This is a genomic window from Brucella sp. IR068, from assembly GCF_049065885.1.
In the GTDB taxonomy this organism is placed as follows: Bacteria; Pseudomonadota; Alphaproteobacteria; order Rhizobiales; family Rhizobiaceae; genus Brucella; species Brucella intermedia.
Window position 1 is genome coordinate 26,914 of sequence record NZ_JBAKHE010000021.1, and the last position, 17,332, is coordinate 44,245.

Below are 17,332 nucleotides of genomic sequence, written 5' to 3' on the forward strand. Positions count from 1 at the left end.
CGCGTTAGAAATGAAAATTGGACGCCTTTTCACCAATCTGCCTAAACCCGAGATGCAGCGCCTCCACCACGTTTCCAAACTCGCCTCTTGAAAACGTTCCAAGTGCCAATTTAAGAGCTTCCTGCCATGAGGGGCCTCTGTGCCAAGCTTCCGAAAACGCTGTTGCCAGATCGCCTTCTCTGCGGGTCTGAATGAGGGCGTCAATTAAGGCTTTCGACTGCATCAGATCCTTATCCCGCTTCGAATAGCCTGCCGCATCCGTTCGCCTGCGGGTGCTGACTATCAACTTATGCACGGCAAAGCGTTCTGGAGCCGGAATCGTGACAGGCACACCGCTTTTATGGAGCATTACGGTTCGGATCGGCTCATGGATCAAGAAATCCAGAAACCGCAACGGCTGAGCACTCGCACCCCCAAGGGCAGGCATTGGCGAAGCATGTCCCGACAGGTCATCACTGCCACGATTTGGCGTCAAGAACTCGACCTTGTAGCGTTTCGAATTTTCATATTGTGTGGTGTATCGGCCGTCATTGTGATGGGGGATTTCCCTGAACGTTTCATCAAGCTGCTTCAAAAGATCGAGCATCGGCGGCAGACTGTCCCCCACAGCAACCGACACAGAATGGAATTGGGCGAAATCAGTATCGCCTGTCTGCATAGCACTGATCGGCAGCTTGATCCCCAGAAGACCTGAATAGCATTGAAATGCGACCGTCCCTACCAAGACGCCGTGCAGCCGGAAGAAGCCCGCGTTGCCGAGGGCCTCGACAACATCACCGGTGAAATTCTCCGGCTTCGGCAAGCCTGCATTTCGGGTCAAGGTCGAAACGAGTTGCCGACGTGATTTGAGATCGTTCTTGATTTCATTGAACGCCCGAACGCGTTTTGTGATCTCCTCGTCTGAGATCGGTCCAACATATTTTCGGTGGGCTACACCATCCGTTCTGATTTGGAAATACCAGAATTCTTTGTCTTTAGATGTCTGCCTGACAAAATTGCCATCGGTCGAGAACTCTGTCGCAAACGATGCATCCAGGGATCGCTGTTCGAGCTCCGAGAACATGGTTTTAAACGTGATGTCGATCTCTTTCATCGGGCGTTGTACCTCTTCCGCAATTTGTGTACAACCGATAGCACAGACTTAGTAATGGAGCAAAGGTTATAAACAATTCGCAATTTGTGTATAACAAAATTCCGGCCAGTGAGGTGGCGTCGCCTTAACGATCTCCGGCGTAGATAGTGCGTATATGTGGAATGTTCGGACGGCACTGTCCCATGCGATATCACGCTGTCAATCGGCGTTTAAACGGGACCCCTTATCGGCGTCCAAAAAGTACCCCTCCTTTAGGTTGCAAGGTATAGCGTGCGCGGGCCCGGAACTTTAAATTTAGTGCAGGGTCTGCGCGCGCGGATCGTTAGCGTTCTTCGGCTTTAGCTTTGAGAGCGATTTTTGAAGCGCCACGATTCATTTCCCGTTTCAACGATCTCGCAATGATGGGTAAGCCGGTCGAGCAGAGCGGCGGTCATTTTTGCATCGCCGAAGACTGTCGGCCATTCGCCGAACGTCAGGTTTGTGGTGACGATGATTGAAGTCCGCTCGTAGAGCTTACTGATGAGGTGGAACAGCAACTGTCCGCCGGCCTGGGCGAACGGAAGATAGCCAAGCTCGTCCATAATGACGAAATCGAGCCTGGAGATAAAGTCGGCAAGACGCCCCTGCTTACCATTACGCGCTTCCGTTTCAAGACGATTGACGAGATCGACGACGTTGTAGAAGCGCGCGCGCGCGCCGTTGCGGATCAAGGCACGGGCAAGTGCGATGGACAAATGGGATTTTCCAGTGCCAGTTCCTCCAACGAAAACGATATTGTGCTGCTCGGCAAGGAAAGCTCCGCTCGCAAGCTGGCGCACCAGTCCTTCATTGACCGGCGTGTCAGGTCGCCGACAATGCGCGGTGGTTCGTGCTGGCGCTTGATGCCAGAGGCCATGATCTCGTCATAGGCGCTGCGCATGCCGTAAAGCTTCAGCGTGCTCATCATGTCGAAGATTTGGGATCGTTCCATATCAGCTTGCCCTCCTGAGGCTGTCATAACGTGCGCAGTCTGCCACAGGCTCATGGGTCAGGCGCAGCGCATCGGGGATGGAAAGAATGGCGGCGGGCTGTGGGTCTCGCTTGCGAGCCAGAATGTTGATGATCACAGCGGCGGAGAATACGCCTTGATCAAGCGCCTCCTGGCAGGCCGCTTCGACTGCAGGAAGGCCGTCGATACTGACACATTCCAGGATCGACACCATCTGCCGGTCCCCATCATGCATGGCCTTGAGCTTTCGCCGAACATGCTCCATGGAGGCTGGCAGGACCCAATCAAGGAATGGTGCACCGTTCCTCAGTGCTCCCGGCTTGCGCGTCAGGACCGGAACATAATGCCATGGATTATAAATCGTCTCGCCACGGCCGAAGCAGCGTTCATGCTGGCCGATCTCGACACCATTTTGCCGTATGACGATGCGGTCGGCATAAGCATGTATCTCGGCCGGGCGGCCAACGGCAGTCGATAGCACCGAATATTTGTTGTTGTCGAAACGCACGAGGCAGGTCTTGCCGATCGAGGCCTGTATTGCGTGGAAGCCATCGAACTTGCCGGGATAACCGACCAGATGAGCCTTCTCCTCTTCGAATACCTCCCAGATCGTGCGCTCCGTCTGATCGACATGCTTATGAGCGCGCGCGTAGCTGATGCATTTATCCAGTAGCCAGCCGTTCAACTCATCGTAAGATTTGAAGCGTAGCCGTGGCGTGAAGAAGCGTTCCCGGACCAGATTAACTTGGTTCTCGACCTGACCCTTCTCCCAGCCCGACGCCGGTGTACAGGCCACTGGCTCGACCAGAAAATGACTTCACATTTGCTGAAAGCGTCGATTGTATTGCCGCTCTTTACCGACGAAGACCGTTTCCACTGCGGTCTTCATATTATGGGATGGACGCCTCCCTCCGAACCTTCAGAATGAAAGGCCAACCAAAGGAGGAAGTCATGACATTCGAATTGCTCGCAATCGATCTCGGAAAGTCGTCGTTTCATCTGCACAGCATTGCTTCAGATGGCGCTATTCTGTCGCGCAAGGTCAGCAGATCGAAGTTGGCCGAGACTGTTAACGCACTCGCACCAAAGACGATTGCTATGGAAGCGTGCGCCAGTGCGCATCACTGGGGACGGCAATTCAAAGATAATGGGCGAGAGGTCCTGCTTATCAACCCTCGCTTTGTGAAGCCCTTCGTTCGCGGCTCCAAAAACGACGCCGTAGATGCTGCGGCAATTTATGAAGCGGCGACCCGGCCGACCATGCGATTTGTGCCGGTCAAATCGATCACACAGCAAGACGTTCAGTCGCTGCATAGAGTTAGAGAACGTATGATCATCCAGCGTACATCGCTGATCAATCATGCACGCGGTCTTCTCGCCGAATATGGCATCGTGTTGCCGCAAGGAGCATGGCGTTTTGTATCCCAGGCACCCGCGGCTGTTGAGAGCGCTGATCTCTCCGATCTCGGGCGCGAGCTATTCCTCGAACTACTCGACCAACTCACCGATGTGAATGACCGAATTGCCAAGATTGATAGGAAGATTAGCGAGATTTGCCGCGATCGAGAGGATTGCCGTCGTTTGTCCGAACTGCCAGGCGTCGGTCCGATCATTGCAACGGCACTCGTTGCTAGCGTTGAGGACGGACGTCACTTTAAATCCGGGCGAGAGCTGGCGGCTTGGATCGGGCTGGTCCCGCGACAATACTCGACTGGCGGCAAACCACGCCTTGGCGGAATTGGCCGCCGAGCGAACCATTATCTACGTCGCCAGATGATTCATGGCGCACGTGCAGTTATCAGCCGACTTGCCAGTCACGATGATCGTCGATCTCAATGGCTGAAAGAGCTCGTCTCTCGCCGGGGTTATAACAAAGCGATCGTAGCGCTTGCCAATAAGACCGCGCGGATAGCATGGGCCCTGCTCACACGACAGGAGCGATACGCCGCACAATAGTCATTTGCCAATCGTTGCCGATGAGGCAATGATGAATGCGGGGTAAGAACTGATGGCGTAACGGCACGGACCGCAGCTTCGGATCCTGATTTACGACAAGGCCATAAAGGTCGATCATGTTATGAGGACAGAGGTAGCGGACTCCCATCAAGGCCAGGAGCGTGATCGCTCCAGCGATAGGCCGGATAGATTCACGCATCCAATGCCGAGTTGCCGCCAAATGTTCTTCTCGCCCGGGAGGCGTCCATAGATTGTCGTAGATGCCGCGCGTGCAGGACCCGCCAAAAAAGGCGAATGCCCGGTCATGGGCGTCGAAGACCATCTCCTGCGTCTCGCGCGGATAGGCCCGCACATACATCATCCGGCTGTGGCAGAGCCGGACATGCGCAACCTTCACGGTCGTCGTCACACCGCCCAGAACAACAATCTCGTGGCTCCAGTCGAACTGGTAAGCTTCGCCCGGTGCGTAATAAAGTGGTACATAGGCTTCCGCCGTTACGGCCCCACGCTCTTTCAACCACGAGCGTGCATAACGCCGGACCGTATCATAGCCACCCGTGTAACCCAGATCGCGTAGATCTTCGAATATCCGGATCAGTGTCAGGCGTTCGCGCGAGGCCTTCGCCTCATTAGCTAGCAGTATTCCATCAAGATGGTCACGCCAGGGACCGAGCTTTGGCTGTGGTTGACGGCTGCGCTCCTATTTGAACTCAGTTTCTTCACTGCGCAGAACCCTCCGCACAACTTTGCGCGAAACGCCCAGTTCCCGACAGATCGCTTTGATCGTTTTGCCCTGCACATGAACAAGACGTCGTATCTTCGAAATAGTCTCCACAATAAGCATCCAATAGAAAACCTCCGATTGAAATCGAAGGTCATGTTACCCTTTAAATAAGGGGTCCCGTTTGGATGCCGATAACCCCTCAAATGGGGTCCTTATTCCATGCTTAATGACATCCTACGAAATGCAGCAAAGATGGTGCTTGGCAGAAGCGCGGGCAGGGCCTTCACCGCTGCCAGTTGCTCTACGCTGTTGCGCGCCACGGCATCATCAACCCCGTACAATAGAGATTCCGCACGATCAGCGGTGTCCGATCACTTTGACCAGCGCCTCCACATACTCATCGAACGCGCTTGCCCGCCCATCGTCCATCCTCTCCATGTCGCTCATCCATCGCTGTGAATCGGCAGCGTATCACACCACGCCATGGGCGAATCCCCGGACCAAGATTTCGTGACGCATTAAGACTATAAGCGTGAAGGTTTTTGGTAGGCCGCCCGCAACTGATTGTCATGCTGCTTCACGCGTTTCCGTTTTATGCACAAGCGGTAGACGAGTCGGTCGACTTATCCAAATTGTCCACCGGACTATTGACAAGCCGGGTTATGCTTTCCATGCTCGACGGACACAATTCGAACATAATTTATGAGGGAAAGAGGCGGTTATGACATTTGGAATATTTACCCGGCGCGGGATGATTGCAGCGTTTGCAGGGGCTGTGGCTCTAGGCGCCGGTATCGCGTTTGCACAGGCTCCTGCCTTTTTCCGCATCGGTACCGGCGGTACGGCCGGTACTTATTATCCCATCGGCGGCCTGATCGCGAACGCGATCTCCGGCGCGGGCGACAAGGGTGTGCCGGGCCTGGTGGCGACGGCGGTGTCCTCGAACGGTTCGGTGGCGAACATCAACGCGGTGCAGTCGGGCTCGCTGGAATCGGGGTTCACACAGTCGGACGTAGCCTATTGGGCCTATACGGGAACGGGACTCTATGACGGCAAGGGAAAGGTGGAAGACCTCCGGCTTCTTGCCACGCTCTATCCCGAAACCATCCATCTGGTCGCGCGCAAGGATTCCGGCATCAAGTCGGTTGCGGATCTCAAGGGCAAGCGTGTTTCGCTTGATGAGCCGGGTTCGGGCACGATCGTCGATGCGCGCATCGTTCTTGAAGCCTATGGCCTCAGCGAGAGCGACGTAAAGGCGGAACATCTCAAGCCCGGCCCTGCGGGTGAACGGCTGAAAGACGGCGCGCTCGACGCCTATTTCTTCGTTGGCGGCTATCCGACCGGGGCGATTTCCGAACTTGCCACCTCCAACGGTATCGCTCTGGTTCCGATCAGCGGCCCGGAAGCCGACAAGATTCTGGAGAAGTATTCATTCTTCACGAAGGATACCGTCCCCGCCGACACCTATAAGGACGTCGGCGAAACCCAGACGCTTGCTGTCGCTGCGCAATGGGTGACGAGCGCCAAGCAGCCGGATGAACTCGTCTACAACATCACCAAGGTGCTGTTCAATGAAGCCAGTCAGAAGGCCCTCGATGCCGGCCATGCCAAGGGCAAGCTGATCAAGCTCGATACGGCCACGGCCAGCCAGGGCATTCCGCTGCATCCGGGAGCGGAACGCTTTTATAAGGAAGCGGGTGTCCTGAAATAATTCCAGGAAACTTCCTACCGTTTTCATGAAAGAATCGAAGCATGTGGGACGGCAACTCAGAGATTGAGCGGCCGTCTCCCAATTTCTTATTTGGCCCAGTCAGAACGGGCGACATGGAGTTGAACCGACATGTCTGAGGACCAGAACGTAAAACTCGCGCCGATGGAACTGGACGAGGTCAAGGCGCGCGAACTGGAAGAGCAGTTCGATACCGAAATTCGTTTCCGCCCGCTGGCTCCGCTCTCTGCCCGCATCGTTGGCGGCCTTCTGATCGTCCTGTCGCTTTTTCATTACTACACGGCCGGCTTCGGTATCCTGTCGGAAATGGTGCACCGCGGCATCCATCTCTCGTTCGTGCTCGGCCTCGTGTTTCTCGTCTTTCCTTTCTCCCGCACGGGTTATGACAAGCCGGCGGTTTCCTCGCTGCTGCGGCCGCTCGGCATATCGATCATCGACTGGGCGCTGGCGATTGTCGCGGTCGTGGCTGTTCTCCATGTGCCATTGATCCCGCTTGACGATCTGGCTTTCCGCGTCGGCAATCCGACGACCACCGATGTGGTGCTCGGGGGCCTCCTGATCCTCATTCTTCTGGAAGCGACGCGCCGATCGGTGGGTTGGCCCCTGCCGATCATCTCTATCCTGTTCATGCTTTACGCACTTTACGGACCGTCCATGCCGGGTATTCTTGTTCATCCCGGCGCCACGGTCAGCCAGTTGGTCAATCATCTTTATCTGACCACACAGGGCATTTACGGCATCGCGCTCGGCGTCGTCGCAACCTATGTCTTCCATTTCGTGCTGTTCGGCGTTTTCGCCACGCGCATCGGCCTTGGCCAGTTGTTCCTCGACTGTGCAGCCTGGGTGGCAGGGCGTTTTGCGGGCGGTCCCGCGAAAGTGTCGATTTTCGGCTCCGCGCTGTTCGGCATGATTTCCGGTTCCTCGGTCGCCAACACAGTCACTGTCGGATCGCTGACCATCCCGGCCATGATCCGGCTCGGCTACAAGCGCCATTTCGCGGCCGCCGTAGAATCCGCATCCTCGACCGGCGGTCAGATCACGCCGCCCATCATGGGCGCTGCCGCCTTCCTGATGATAGAATTCCTCAATCTGCCCTATACGACGATCATTCTGGCCGCCATTGTTCCGGCCTTCATGCATTTCTTCGGCGTTTTGATGCAGGTGCATTTCGAGGCCAAGCGCAACGGCCTGCGTGGCATGACCCGCGAGGAACTGCCTGATCTGAAGGAAGCGTTCAAGCGCGACTGGCCGACCGTCATTCCGCTGATCGTGCTGATCGGTGTGCTTCTGTCCGGCTATACGCCCTATCTCGCGGCCTTCTGGGGCATCACGCTGTGCATCGCGGTAGGGTTGCTCAATCCGCGCAAGCGTATGACCGTCAGCGAAATCTTCGATGGTCTGCGCGATGGTGCGAAATATGCGCTTGCCGTCGGCGCGGCTGCCGCCACGGTCGGCATCATCGTTGGCGTAGTGACGCTGACCGGCGTGGGCTTCAAGATCTCCTATATCGTCACATCCACCGCAGGGCAGCTTGCTGCCTTCTTCGGTACCGTTCTGCCGGCAAGTTGGTTCGGTCCGCAGACGCTCACCCTTCTGTTCACGCTCATCATGACCGGCGTCGTCTGCATCCTGATGGGCTGTGGCATCCCGACGACGGCCAATTACATCATCATGGCCACCATCGCCGCTCCGGCCCTCGGCCTTCTGGGCGTCGAGCCGATCGTCGCGCATTTCTTCGTCTTCTATTACGGCGTTCTGGCAGACATCACGCCGCCCGTAGCGCTGGCGGCTTATGCGGCCGCGGGCATGGCGGGTGCGGACCCGTTCAAGACGGGCAACACCGCATTCCGCCTCGGACTGGGCAAGGTGCTGGTGCCGTTCGTCTTCGTCTTTTCGCCGTCTTTGCTGCTGGTAACGTCGGGATTCAACTGGGCGGATTTCCTGCTGGCATTTCTCGGCTGCGCCATCGGCATCACCGCACTGGGAGCTGCACTTTCCGGTTTCTTCCTCGTGCGGACCAAAGCGTGGGAAAATGTGCTGATGATCGTCGGCGCGATGCTTCTGGTCGCACCGGAGATTTACTCGTCGGCCGTAGGTCTGCTGCTGTTGGTACCCGTTCTGATCCGCCATCTTGCAGCGCGGAAAGAGCCTGCAGCAATTTAAGGCGAGCGTGAATTCGGCAGCAGCTTTGTCGGAGGCCGCTATCTCTACTTATTCAGGCAGTCGGCGCGAGCCGACGTGCCTGTTTCGAAAGACTGGCTTCTCGCGCAGGCTGCAACATTCCTTTTTGCGCCGTTATCGCGTCTTAGTCACACGACCTGATATGGATCGGCTCTGCTTCCGCCTCCTTGCCCAGGTCGGTACAGGTCTGGCCGGCGCACAGGGTCCAGCCGCCACCCGTCTTGCCGGACGCAGCGAGGACGATATCTCTTCGCGGCGGGATGTGCGGATGGTAGCTGTACCAGCCGTTCCGCAAGACCGCGTCTTCCGGTGGCTCCATCCCGGCTCCCGATCCCTTGATGCGCGCCTCGGTGAGCACCAGCCCCTGATCCGTGACCGACCAGTGTTCCTGCCAAGGAATTTTTTCCACGCTATGGGTCCATGAGAGGACGAAGCTTGCGGCGGCGATTTTCATGAGGCCGCCGGCCGTCGTGATGCAGATCGCCATCAACCCGACGACGCGACGACGGATGGCCGCGACCTCCAGAAATGCCATATGAGGAAGGCCGCGCAGGCCGCAAAGCCCAGTTCGTCGCTATAGGGATAGGTGGCGAGCATCAGCGCGATTGCTACAAATGCCCAGATACGCTCCCATAGCTGGAGGGGCGTGCGCAGATGTCCGATGGCCGCCGCGCCCCACAGAAGAATGCTCAGCAGCGCCTTGACGAGCATATACGCGAAGGCCAGCCAGAAGCCGTATTTTTCGGTAAGGGGCCCGCCTTCCTGAAGCATGATGACCGGCTCATAGACGGCCATGAACGGCACGGCGAAGCCTGCCACCGCGATGCGGATCGCCTGCATGCCGATCTTCATCCCCGATTCCCGCGCGATGGGCGCGGCGGCGAAGGCGGCCAGCGCCACCGGCGGCGTGAGGTCCGCCATGATGCCGAAATAGAAGACGAACATGTGCGAGACGAGAAGCGGCACTTCTAGATGCAGAAGCGCCGGGCCGGCGATCGAAGAGGTGATGATATAGTTCGGAATGGTGGGAATGCCCATGCCGAGCACGAGGCAGGCGAGCATGGTCAGCACCAGCGAGAAGAACAGCGAGTTTTCCCCCACGCTGACGATGACGCGGGCAAATGTCGAGCCGGCTCCGGTCAGCGCGAGAATGCCGATGATGACGCCTACCAGCGCACAGGCGATGCCGACCGGCAGCGCGTTCTTGGCGCCTTCCGCAAGGCTTTCCAAGCAAAGGCTGAGCGTTTCCCGACCTCCGCGCACCGCGAAATTGATCGCTACCAGAAGGGCGACGAGGAGAATGATCAGCGTGATCCCGCGCAGCGCATAACCGAAGATGTTGAACGTGGTGCCGAAGGCGGCGGCGGACATCACGCCGAGCGCGATCCAGAACAGAACCCGCAGCGGCATCGACAGGCCACCCGACACCGGCACGCCCAGTATGATGAGCGCGGTGAGGCTGAGACCGACCGTGCCGGCGAAAAGCGGTGTATAGCCGGAGAAGAGAAGCCAGACCAAAGCGGCCAGCGGCAGGATGAGGAACCAGCGCCTGCGGATTGCTTCCAGCGCGCTCGGCATTTCGCTTTTGTTGAGGCCCTTCATCCTCAGGCGTCGCGCTTCCAGATCGACCATCACGAAGACGGTGATGAAATAGAGGATGGCCGGCACGATGGCCGCCTTGACGATCTCGACATAGGGCAGGCCGAGCGTTTCGGCCATGATGAAGGCGACGGCCCCCATCACCGGCGGCATGATCTGACCACCCATCGACGCCACGGCCTCCACGCCCCCGGCAAAGGCCGGGCGGAAGCCGGAGCGCTTCATGAGCGGAATGGTGAAAGCGCCCGTCGTCACCACATTGGCGACGCCGGAGCCGTTGATCGTGCCCATCAGCGCGGATGAGATCACCGAAACCTTGGCAGGGCCGCCCCGCGACGCGCCAACTGTGCCCATGGCGATGTCATTGAAAAGCTGGATCATGCCGGCGCGCTCCAGAAACGCGCCGAACAGGATGAACAGGAAGATATAGCTCGACGACACATAGATCGGCGTGCCGTAAATGCCCTCGGTTCCCAGAAACAGGACCTCGACCACCTGCTCGAAATCATAGCCGCGGTGATTGAACGGATGCGGCAGATACTGGCCGAACAGGCCGTAGGCCAGAAAGATCAGACAGATGAGCGGCAGGGTCCAGCCCATCATTTTCTTGCCGGCCCAGAAGACGAGCCCGACGGCGAGGACCCCGATCACGATATCGGTGTGGCTGGGCTCGCCCGCCCGAATCAGGAGGTCTTCATAGAAGATCCAGTGATAGAGACTGAGCGCGAAGGCCACGACCGCCGCCAGCCAGAACACGGTCCGTCTGGCGGCGTCCGTCGCCGCATTGGCGTAGAGGCCGAACAGCAGTAAAAGCAGAAATCCGACATGGACGGACCGCACGACCTGGCTCGGCAGGGGCGAGTAAGCCGAGGTCCAGAGCTGGAAAACGGAGAAGGCCACGGCGATGGCGAACAGGATCCTTGCGCCTGCGCCTGAACCCCAGCCGGGAATATGTTCAGCCGATTCGATAGCCGTTTCGGCAGCCGTTTTTTCGCTCTGCGCCATGAGGAACCTTCACCAGATTATGCATTGGGGGGAACGGATGGATGCCCGGATGTGTCGTCCGGGCATCTGAGCATTGGGCGAGGCGGCAGGCCTCGCCGATCTGCCGGCGATCTATTCGATCCCCTTTTCCTTGAAATAGCGCATTGCGCCGGGATGGACCGGAACGGGCGAGACGATGGTGTTCTTGTCGAGCTTGATCGCCTTGGCGGAAGCGTGCGCTGCCGCAAGCTGGTCGAGATTCTCGAACAGGCCCTTGGTCATCTGGTAGACCAGTTCTTCATCCATGTCGGGGCGCACGATCAGATAGTTGATGACCGAGGCGGTCACGACATCCTTGTCCTGCCCAGTATAGGTGTTCGCGGGAATCGTGTTGACCTGATAGGGCGCACCGATCTTCTCGATAACGTCCGAAGGGATCTCAACGACATTGATTTCAACCGAATTGGCGAGATCGCGCAGCGAGGCGACGCCGAGGCCCGAAGACTGCAGGGTGGCGTCAAGCTGGCGGTTTTTCATCAGTTCGACCGATTCCGCGAAGGGCAGATATTCGATCTTTCCCAGATCGTCGTAGGAAAGGCCCGCCGCTTCCAGAATGGTGCGCGCATTGAGTTCGGTGCCGGACTTCGGCGCGCCGACGGAAAGGCGCTTGCCCTTCAGGTCGGCCAGAGTCTTGATGCCCGATTCCTTCGAGGCGACGATCTGGACGTAATTGGGATAGATAGCCGCCAGCGTGCTGAGCTTGGTGAGCTTCGTCTTGAAACCGGCGGCTTCATTGCCCTCGTAGGCATCGCGCAGGGAATCGCCCAGTGTGAAGGCGACTTCACCACGGCCGCTGTTGATCAGATTGATATTTTCGATCGATGCCTTCGTGGCCTGAACGGAAGGCCGTACGTCGGGGATGCCGGAATAGATCTTTTCCATGGCAACGCCGAGTGGATAATAGACCCCGCTGGTGCCGCCGGTCAGGATATTGACGAATTCCTCGGCACGGGCCTGCGCCGCGCCGAGAACAAATCCAAGCGCTGTCGCCAGAGAAACGGCCGTCTTCTTGTCCAGGAATTTCATGTTTCCTCCTCCCTTTCATAGATATCGCTGTGCCGCGACAATCTGCTGCGAAGCAGGGAGATTCATGAAGATCATTTCCCTCACCACGTTCGCAAATTTCCTCCCTTGGAACGAGAGAAAAACGCTATAGCATTCCGGAGAAAATCCCAAGTGCTTTTGGACGTTGTTAGACGGAAGAATAATTTCCTCCCGCGCCAGGCGGGTTTGACTATATAATTCTTGGGGACAGTTCGAGCAGCGAAGAGCGCGATCTGCCTTGGATCAACTGTCGCACATAGTATGCAAGGAGGGTCGGGTGTTCCGGCACATGGAAATCTGCCGGAATCGCGCCTCACGATATAAAACGCCCGTCAGCGCGTTTCGATAGTCTCAGCACGATATAGCCAGCCAGGCCGGCGATCAGAGAGCCGATCAGAATTCCTATTTTTGCTTCATCCTGAAGGAGCACGTCGTTGAAGGCGAGCAGCGAGATAAACAGGCTCATCGTGAAGCCGATACCGCAAAGAAGTGTCGTTCCCAACATCTGCTGCCAGCTTGCACCGGCAGGCAGATCGACGATGTCGCTCTTTACAAGAATCAGAACCGCGCCAAAAATCCCGATGAGCTTACCAAGTGCCAGCCCCGCTGCCACACCCATGGTCACCGGAGCAAAGACTGCATCGATACCCAGACCTGTAAAGTTCACGCCTGCATTGGCAAAACCGAAAATCGGAACGATAACGAAAGATACGGGTTTGATCAGGCTATGTTCGAGGAGGTGTAGCGGGCTTTCGGAAATATGGGCCTCGGGTGCGGCGGGTGTTCGTTTGATCGGCACCGTCAACGCCAGCAGGACACCTGCAATCGTTGCGTGGACGCCGGAGCGATAGGTGAAGATCCAGAGGAGGAGTCCAAGGATCAGATAGGGCAGGAGACGCTTCACACCCGTAAGATTAAGGACGAGAAGAATCGCAAAGACCAAGGCAGCCAGTCCGAGATCAATTGCCGAGACGCCAGTGGTGTAGAACAGGCCTATGATGACCACTGCACCGAGGTCGTCGATAATGGCGAGAGCGGCGAGAAAGACCTTGAGAGAGGTTGGAACCCGCGGGCCGAGCAGAGATATGACGCCAAGCGCGAACGCGATGTCGGTGGCGGCGGGAATGGCCCATCCGTGAGAAGCGCCGCTGTTCAGGTTGAAGGCGAGATAGATGACTGCCGGCACGGCCATCCCGGCCATTGCGGCTGCACCGGGCAGAATGCGGCGGGGCCATGACGAAAGATGCCCGTCAACCATTTCACGCTTGATCTCGAGGCCGACCATCAGAAAGAAGACCGCCATCATGGCGTCGTTGACCCAGTGCTGGACAGAAAGGGGCCCCAGATGGAAATGCAGTACATGGAAATAGGAATCCGCGACCGGGGAATTCGCCACCATCAGGGCGGCGATGGCCGAGGCGATCAGAAGCAGGCCACCTGCGGATTCGCTGTCGAGAAAATTGCGGATAGTATTCTGGATGCGGCCAGCCATGGGCAACTCCCTGTCAGAAACGGTTAAAAACAGTCTCCGTAGTCAGGGCATTCCCTGGGCGCACGCAGCACACGCCGTACCACCGAAAGTAATCACCTGACATAAAAGTTCAAGGCCTTGTGATATGCGAACGACTTGAACGCCGAAGTCGCGCTTCATCACTTCGTTGGAAGCGGTTGCCTCAGCCGACGCGGCCTCGTAGTCTGCTTCCGTTTGAAGATTGATAGACTCTGTCATCATAGTTCGCCTCAATGTTCGTAACTATGATGGTTTTTCTCCAATCGTTATCCGTCCGTGGTGCTGGAATACCTCCCAAATTTCACCAACCTAGCGGCTGATCCTAAAGGAGAAAGGCAAAGAGCCATGATATCTTGTTTCTAAACAGGTACTTGCAATGAATGTCGGCATCGGTGGTTGCACACCCCCGCAACCACGCTATAGCACGCTACGATATCCAAAGCTACGATCCTGTGCGCCAGATAATTTGCTGCTTGCGGCTATGATCCAGTTTGAAATGATTATGTTCCGGTTTTATGAAACCGGAACAGCTGGCAGGTCCGCCTTCAGCGCACTGACGTCATCTGGTAATTCGGAAGCAGGCAAAACCATGGGAGAAATAGAGCACAAATGCGGCCATTTTCCCAACCATTACACCATCATGATTCATCTTGCCGCAGGCAGGTATCAGCCCGTCAGCAACGGTCGCCGGACCTTGGCTGGACGGATCTTTTTCCAATCCATTCCGGCCAGAAGCGCCATCAGTTGTGAATGGTCGAGACGCACCCGCGCCGCCGATATGCCCGGCCAGCAGAAGCTGCTCTCTTCCAGGGTTTTCGAGTAGAGGCAGACCCCGCTGCCATCCCACCAGACAATGCGGACACAGTCCGCCCGTTTCGACCGGAAGACGTAAAGCGCGCCATTGAACGGGTCGAGGCCGCCATCCCGCACCAACGCCATCAACGATGCGGCTCCCTTGCGGAAGTCGACCGGTTGGCAAGACACGTAAACCACAACGCCGGAAGCAATCATGCCTTGCGCACCGCGCCGATAATGCCCGCCAACTGGTCCGGATCGATATCACCGCGTACCCGCATGACGACATCGCCAATCACGATCTCCACCGTCGCGCCGCCGCTCGCCTCAAAGCGCGTGAACTTCGCCGGCTCGCTTTCCATCATGGTTCGTCCGCCCAATCGCACCGTCAATGGCGCCATCGCCCCCCTGGAAAGCGCCTTCCTGCGCCACGCATAAAGTTGCGACACGTCCAGTTCATAGGCGCGCGCAACCTCCGCCACCGTGCCTGCCGGCGAAAACGCTTCCGCTACGAGCCGCGCTTTCTCGTCATCAGACCAATGCCGCGGCGAACGTCGCGACGGCGTCGCCGTCAAAACTTCGAATGTCCGAACCTGATTCACCTTGTCGCTCATATGACTCTCCGCATGATTCATGCAGAAAATGAGCTTCCAAGCACAAACGCGCTACGTGGGATCGCCTACACGCTTACATTTATTCTGATCTCATCATTCTTGATGAGCTCGGATATCTACCATTCGTGCATCCGGTGGCGCGCTTTTATTCCACCTGCTCAGCAAACTTTACGAGCGCACGAGTGTCATAATCACCACCAATCTCAGCTTCAGTGAATGGGCAAGCGTGTTTGGAGACGCCAAAATGACGACTGCATTGCTCGACAGGCTCACCCATCACTGCCACATACTGGAAACCGGAAATGAAAGCTTCAGGTTCAAAAACAGTTCCGCTCAGGAACCAAAACGAGCAAAGGAATACACGAAACTTGACCGTGAATAAAAACCCGAACATTAATTAAAAGGCGGGTCAATTCTCGGCTCTGACGCAGATTTGCTGAAGTAGAAGCCCTATGATGTACCAATCAGCCGTGCTTGCAGAAGGTCGATTTTTGCGCGCCCGTACATCTGGCGTTTGATCAGTTTCAGGCGGGTAATTTGGCCTTCTGTTTGCCCGTTCGACCAAGGGGAGACGATAGCATTTCGGACTGCATCGAGGTCCTTTTCAACGCCGCCTACAAAGGACCCAATCAAACTGTCCCTGGCGGTTTCAAGCCAGCCTTCAAGTTTCGCCGCTGACTTTGAACGGATCATAGATTGAAAGTCCCCAATGGCCTTGCGGGCAGCAACCAACTCCGGAACGTTCACTTCGATTGCCGCGACAAGGATAGCCTCGGATTTTGCCAGGTCATCGCGTGCGGCGGTCATCAGTCGAGCAATAACCCGCGACGATGGCGTGCGCGCAAATCCGCTCTGGCCTGCCTTCTCAGCCAAACGTCGACGTTGTGCCCATTGCGAGACAACACCGCTCTGTCCTGGGAAGCCTTTTGCTTTCATCTCGCGCCACAGCGCCAAGGCGTTTCGCGCCCCTTCTTCCCAACGGTTGTTAAGCCATGGCAGCCAGTTATCCAGCGAACTCGGCTTCGTTCGGAATACATCGAGGCGTTGACCACGCAGGACATCGCGAACCAGTTTTCGACTATGACCGGTTTGCCGGACAATCTGCCGAATTGATATTCCCTTCTTGGCCAATCCTTGTATCGCCTCATTGGTCTCCTGACGGCGCAGATATCTAAACTGAACCGTACCGGGTTTGCCGGAGGCTCCAACTTCTGAGAGATTGGGGCCACTATGAGCAAAACAACGAACAAGTTTTCACCTGAAGTGCGTGAACGTGCCATCCGTATGGTGCTGGATCACGAAGCAGAGCACCCTTCTCGGTGGGCTGCCGTTTCATCAATCGCTACCAAGATTGGTTGTTCGCCAGCCACCCTGCATGAGTGGGTGAAGAAGACCGAGGTCAACACTGGTAAACGAGCAGGCCTGCCGAGCGATGTCGCCGAGAAGATGAAGGCTCTTGAGCGAGAGAATCGCGAGCTTCGTCAGGCCAATGAGATATTGCGCAAAGCGTCTGCTTATTTTGCCCAGGCGGAGCTCGACCGCCCCTTCAAACGATGATTTCATTCATTGACGAATACCGTAGCGTGTTTGGGGTCGAGCCGATCTGCAGATTATTGCCGATTGCCCCGTCAACCTAATACGAGAACGTCGCCAAGCGCCTGGACATCAACCGGCTGTCGGTCCGCACCCGCAACGATATCAGTCTGAAGATCGAGATACGTCGTGTCTTCGAGCAAAACTTCTGCGTTTATGGCGTTCGCAAGGTCTGGCGGCAATTGAAGCGTGAGGGGTTCGATGTCGCCCGCTGCACTGTGGCTCGACTTATGAGGTCTATGGGTCTTCAAGGCATCATTCGTGGTAAGCCAGTCATGAGGATGGTGTTGCAATATCGCACCCGGTCTTCATAATGGATCGGACACGCGGCGAAAACGGCACGCTGGTCTCGCATGTTGCTGCATCCAACGATCATGTTGAGTTTCTGAAACGTGGCCTGCCATCAATTGCAATCCTGATGGATGCTGGTCATTATGTGTCATCGTCTTGGTATCCGGGTTG

The 17,332-nt window shown here is 56.8% G+C and carries 12 protein-coding genes, 5 pseudogenes and 1 other annotated feature; of the genes and pseudogenes, 6 read left to right on the forward strand and 11 right to left on the reverse strand.

What is annotated here, in order from left to right; all coding sequences use genetic code 11:
• Positions 1 to 4: 4 nt before the first annotated feature.
• The 3 genes and pseudogenes from ACOWVS_RS21795 to ACOWVS_RS21805 all read right to left on the reverse strand — a co-directional run.
• Positions 5 to 1,093 carry a nucleotidyltransferase family protein gene (locus tag ACOWVS_RS21795; RefSeq protein ID WP_006469994.1) on the reverse strand — a complete coding sequence of 363 codons (1,089 nt, stop codon included), beginning with the start codon at positions 1,091 to 1,093 and terminating at the stop codon, positions 5 to 7.
• A gap of 338 nt (positions 1,094 to 1,431) precedes the next feature.
• A pseudogene (istB, locus tag ACOWVS_RS21800) lies at positions 1,432 to 2,063 on the reverse strand (IS21-like element helper ATPase IstB).
• Positions 1,996 to 2,973, reverse strand: a pseudogene (locus ACOWVS_RS21805) (Mu transposase domain-containing protein); the annotation flags it as partial. The pseudogenes istB and ACOWVS_RS21805, both read right to left, overlap by 68 nt.
• Before the next feature lie 59 nt (positions 2,974 to 3,032).
• Between ACOWVS_RS21805 and ACOWVS_RS21810 the strand changes: the two are divergent.
• The gene (locus tag ACOWVS_RS21810; RefSeq protein WP_006471171.1) at positions 3,033 to 4,037 is read left to right on the forward strand and encodes an IS110 family transposase; all 1,005 of its coding nucleotides are present in this window, start codon (positions 3,033 to 3,035) and stop codon (positions 4,035 to 4,037) included.
• 241 nt (positions 4,038 to 4,278) lie between these two features.
• Here the strand turns inward: ACOWVS_RS21810 and istA are convergent.
• Positions 4,279 to 4,881, reverse strand: a pseudogene (gene istA, locus ACOWVS_RS21815) (IS21 family transposase); the annotation flags it as partial.
• A 601-nt stretch (positions 4,882 to 5,482) separates the two neighbouring features.
• Here istA and ACOWVS_RS21820 point away from each other — a divergent pair.
• Positions 5,483 to 6,472, forward strand: a complete 990-nt coding sequence (locus tag ACOWVS_RS21820; RefSeq protein ID WP_006469996.1) for a TAXI family TRAP transporter solute-binding subunit — start codon at positions 5,483 to 5,485, stop codon at positions 6,470 to 6,472.
• Positions 6,473 to 6,601: 129 nt separating this feature from the next.
• Positions 6,602 to 8,653 (forward strand): TRAP transporter permease, encoded by a 2,052-nt coding sequence (locus ACOWVS_RS21825; RefSeq protein ID WP_006469997.1) that lies wholly within the window; start codon positions 6,602 to 6,604, stop codon positions 8,651 to 8,653.
• 142 nt (positions 8,654 to 8,795) lie between these two features.
• Here the strand turns inward: ACOWVS_RS21825 and ACOWVS_RS21830 are convergent, their stop codons facing one another.
• The 6 genes from ACOWVS_RS21830 to ACOWVS_RS21855 all read right to left on the reverse strand — a co-directional run bounded on the left by ACOWVS_RS21830 (position 8,796) and on the right by ACOWVS_RS21855 (position 15,277).
• Complete coding sequence (locus ACOWVS_RS21830; protein ID WP_022569761.1) at positions 8,796 to 9,158, reverse strand: DUF1850 domain-containing protein; 363 nt, start codon at positions 9,156 to 9,158, stop codon at positions 8,796 to 8,798.
• Positions 9,158 to 11,275, reverse strand: coding sequence for a TRAP transporter permease (locus ACOWVS_RS21835; RefSeq protein ID WP_006469998.1), 2,118 nt, complete (start codon positions 11,273 to 11,275; stop codon positions 9,158 to 9,160). Before ACOWVS_RS21835 ends, ACOWVS_RS21830 begins: the two co-directional genes overlap by 1 nt.
• A 111-nt stretch (positions 11,276 to 11,386) precedes the next feature.
• Positions 11,387 to 12,340, reverse strand: a complete 954-nt coding sequence (locus ACOWVS_RS21840; protein WP_006469999.1) for a TAXI family TRAP transporter solute-binding subunit — start codon at positions 12,338 to 12,340, stop codon at positions 11,387 to 11,389.
• A 331-nt stretch (positions 12,341 to 12,671) separates the two neighbouring features.
• Positions 12,672 to 13,850, reverse strand: coding sequence for a Na+/H+ antiporter NhaA (gene nhaA / locus ACOWVS_RS21845; protein ID WP_039853465.1), 1,179 nt, complete (start codon positions 13,848 to 13,850; stop codon positions 12,672 to 12,674).
• A gap of 684 nt (positions 13,851 to 14,534) precedes the next feature.
• Positions 14,535 to 14,879 (reverse strand): IS66 family insertion sequence element accessory protein TnpB, encoded by a 345-nt coding sequence (gene tnpB / locus ACOWVS_RS21850; protein ID WP_006470002.1) that lies wholly within the window; start codon positions 14,877 to 14,879, stop codon positions 14,535 to 14,537.
• Complete coding sequence (locus tag ACOWVS_RS21855) at positions 14,876 to 15,277, reverse strand: transposase (RefSeq protein ID WP_006473258.1); 402 nt, start codon at positions 15,275 to 15,277, stop codon at positions 14,876 to 14,878. The genes tnpB and ACOWVS_RS21855 overlap by 4 nt, the downstream gene beginning before the upstream one ends.
• 77 nt (positions 15,278 to 15,354) lie before the next feature.
• On the opposite strand from ACOWVS_RS21855, the pseudogene ACOWVS_RS21860 reads away from it, so the two are divergent.
• Positions 15,355 to 15,659 (forward strand): annotated as a pseudogene (locus ACOWVS_RS21860) (ATP-binding protein); the annotation flags it as partial.
• 68 nt (positions 15,660 to 15,727) lie between these two features.
• On the opposite strand, the gene ACOWVS_RS21865 reads toward ACOWVS_RS21860, so the two are convergent.
• Positions 15,728 to 16,408: an ISL3 family transposase gene (locus ACOWVS_RS21865; protein WP_006470005.1), complete on the reverse strand. Its 681-nt coding sequence runs from the start codon at positions 16,406 to 16,408 to the stop codon at positions 15,728 to 15,730.
• Positions 16,409 to 16,507: 99 nt separating this feature from the next.
• Here ACOWVS_RS21865 and ACOWVS_RS21870 point away from each other — a divergent pair.
• Together ACOWVS_RS21870 and ACOWVS_RS21875 are read left to right on the forward strand one after the other, a co-directional pair.
• Positions 16,508 to 17,157 (forward strand): annotated as a pseudogene (locus tag ACOWVS_RS21870) (IS3 family transposase); the annotation flags it as partial.
• Positions 16,789 to 16,905: a sequence feature (AL1L pseudoknot), on the forward strand. (Overlaps the previous pseudogene by 117 nt.)
• Before the next feature lie 26 nt (positions 17,158 to 17,183).
• The coding region (locus tag ACOWVS_RS21875) for an FMN-binding negative transcriptional regulator (RefSeq protein ID WP_420973143.1) at positions 17,184 to 17,332 on the forward strand (149 nt) is incomplete at its 3' end.

Bases quoted from the DNA above. Each gene is read 5' to 3' on its own strand.
- ACOWVS_RS21835 (WP_006469998.1), bottom strand. From the start codon at position 11,275: ATGGCGCAGAGCGAAAAAACGGCTGCCGAAACGGCTATCGAATCGGCT.
- ACOWVS_RS21820 (WP_006469996.1), top strand. From the start codon at position 5,483: ATGACATTTGGAATATTTACCCGGCGCGGGATGATTGCAGCGTTTGCA.
- ACOWVS_RS21825 (WP_006469997.1), top strand. From the start codon at position 6,602: ATGTCTGAGGACCAGAACGTAAAACTCGCGCCGATGGAACTGGACGAG.
- ACOWVS_RS21830 (WP_022569761.1), bottom strand. From the start codon at position 9,158: ATGGCGATCTGCATCACGACGGCCGGCGGCCTCATGAAAATCGCCGCC.
- ACOWVS_RS21855 (WP_006473258.1), bottom strand. From the start codon at position 15,277: ATGAGCGACAAGGTGAATCAGGTTCGGACATTCGAAGTTTTGACGGCG.
- ACOWVS_RS21840 (WP_006469999.1), bottom strand. From the start codon at position 12,340: ATGAAATTCCTGGACAAGAAGACGGCCGTTTCTCTGGCGACAGCGCTT.
- ACOWVS_RS21810 (WP_006471171.1), top strand. From the start codon at position 3,033: ATGACATTCGAATTGCTCGCAATCGATCTCGGAAAGTCGTCGTTTCAT.
- tnpB (WP_006470002.1), bottom strand. From the start codon at position 14,879: ATGATTGCTTCCGGCGTTGTGGTTTACGTGTCTTGCCAACCGGTCGAC.
- nhaA (WP_039853465.1), bottom strand. From the start codon at position 13,850: ATGGCTGGCCGCATCCAGAATACTATCCGCAATTTTCTCGACAGCGAA.
- ACOWVS_RS21795 (WP_006469994.1), bottom strand. From the start codon at position 1,093: ATGAAAGAGATCGACATCACGTTTAAAACCATGTTCTCGGAGCTCGAA.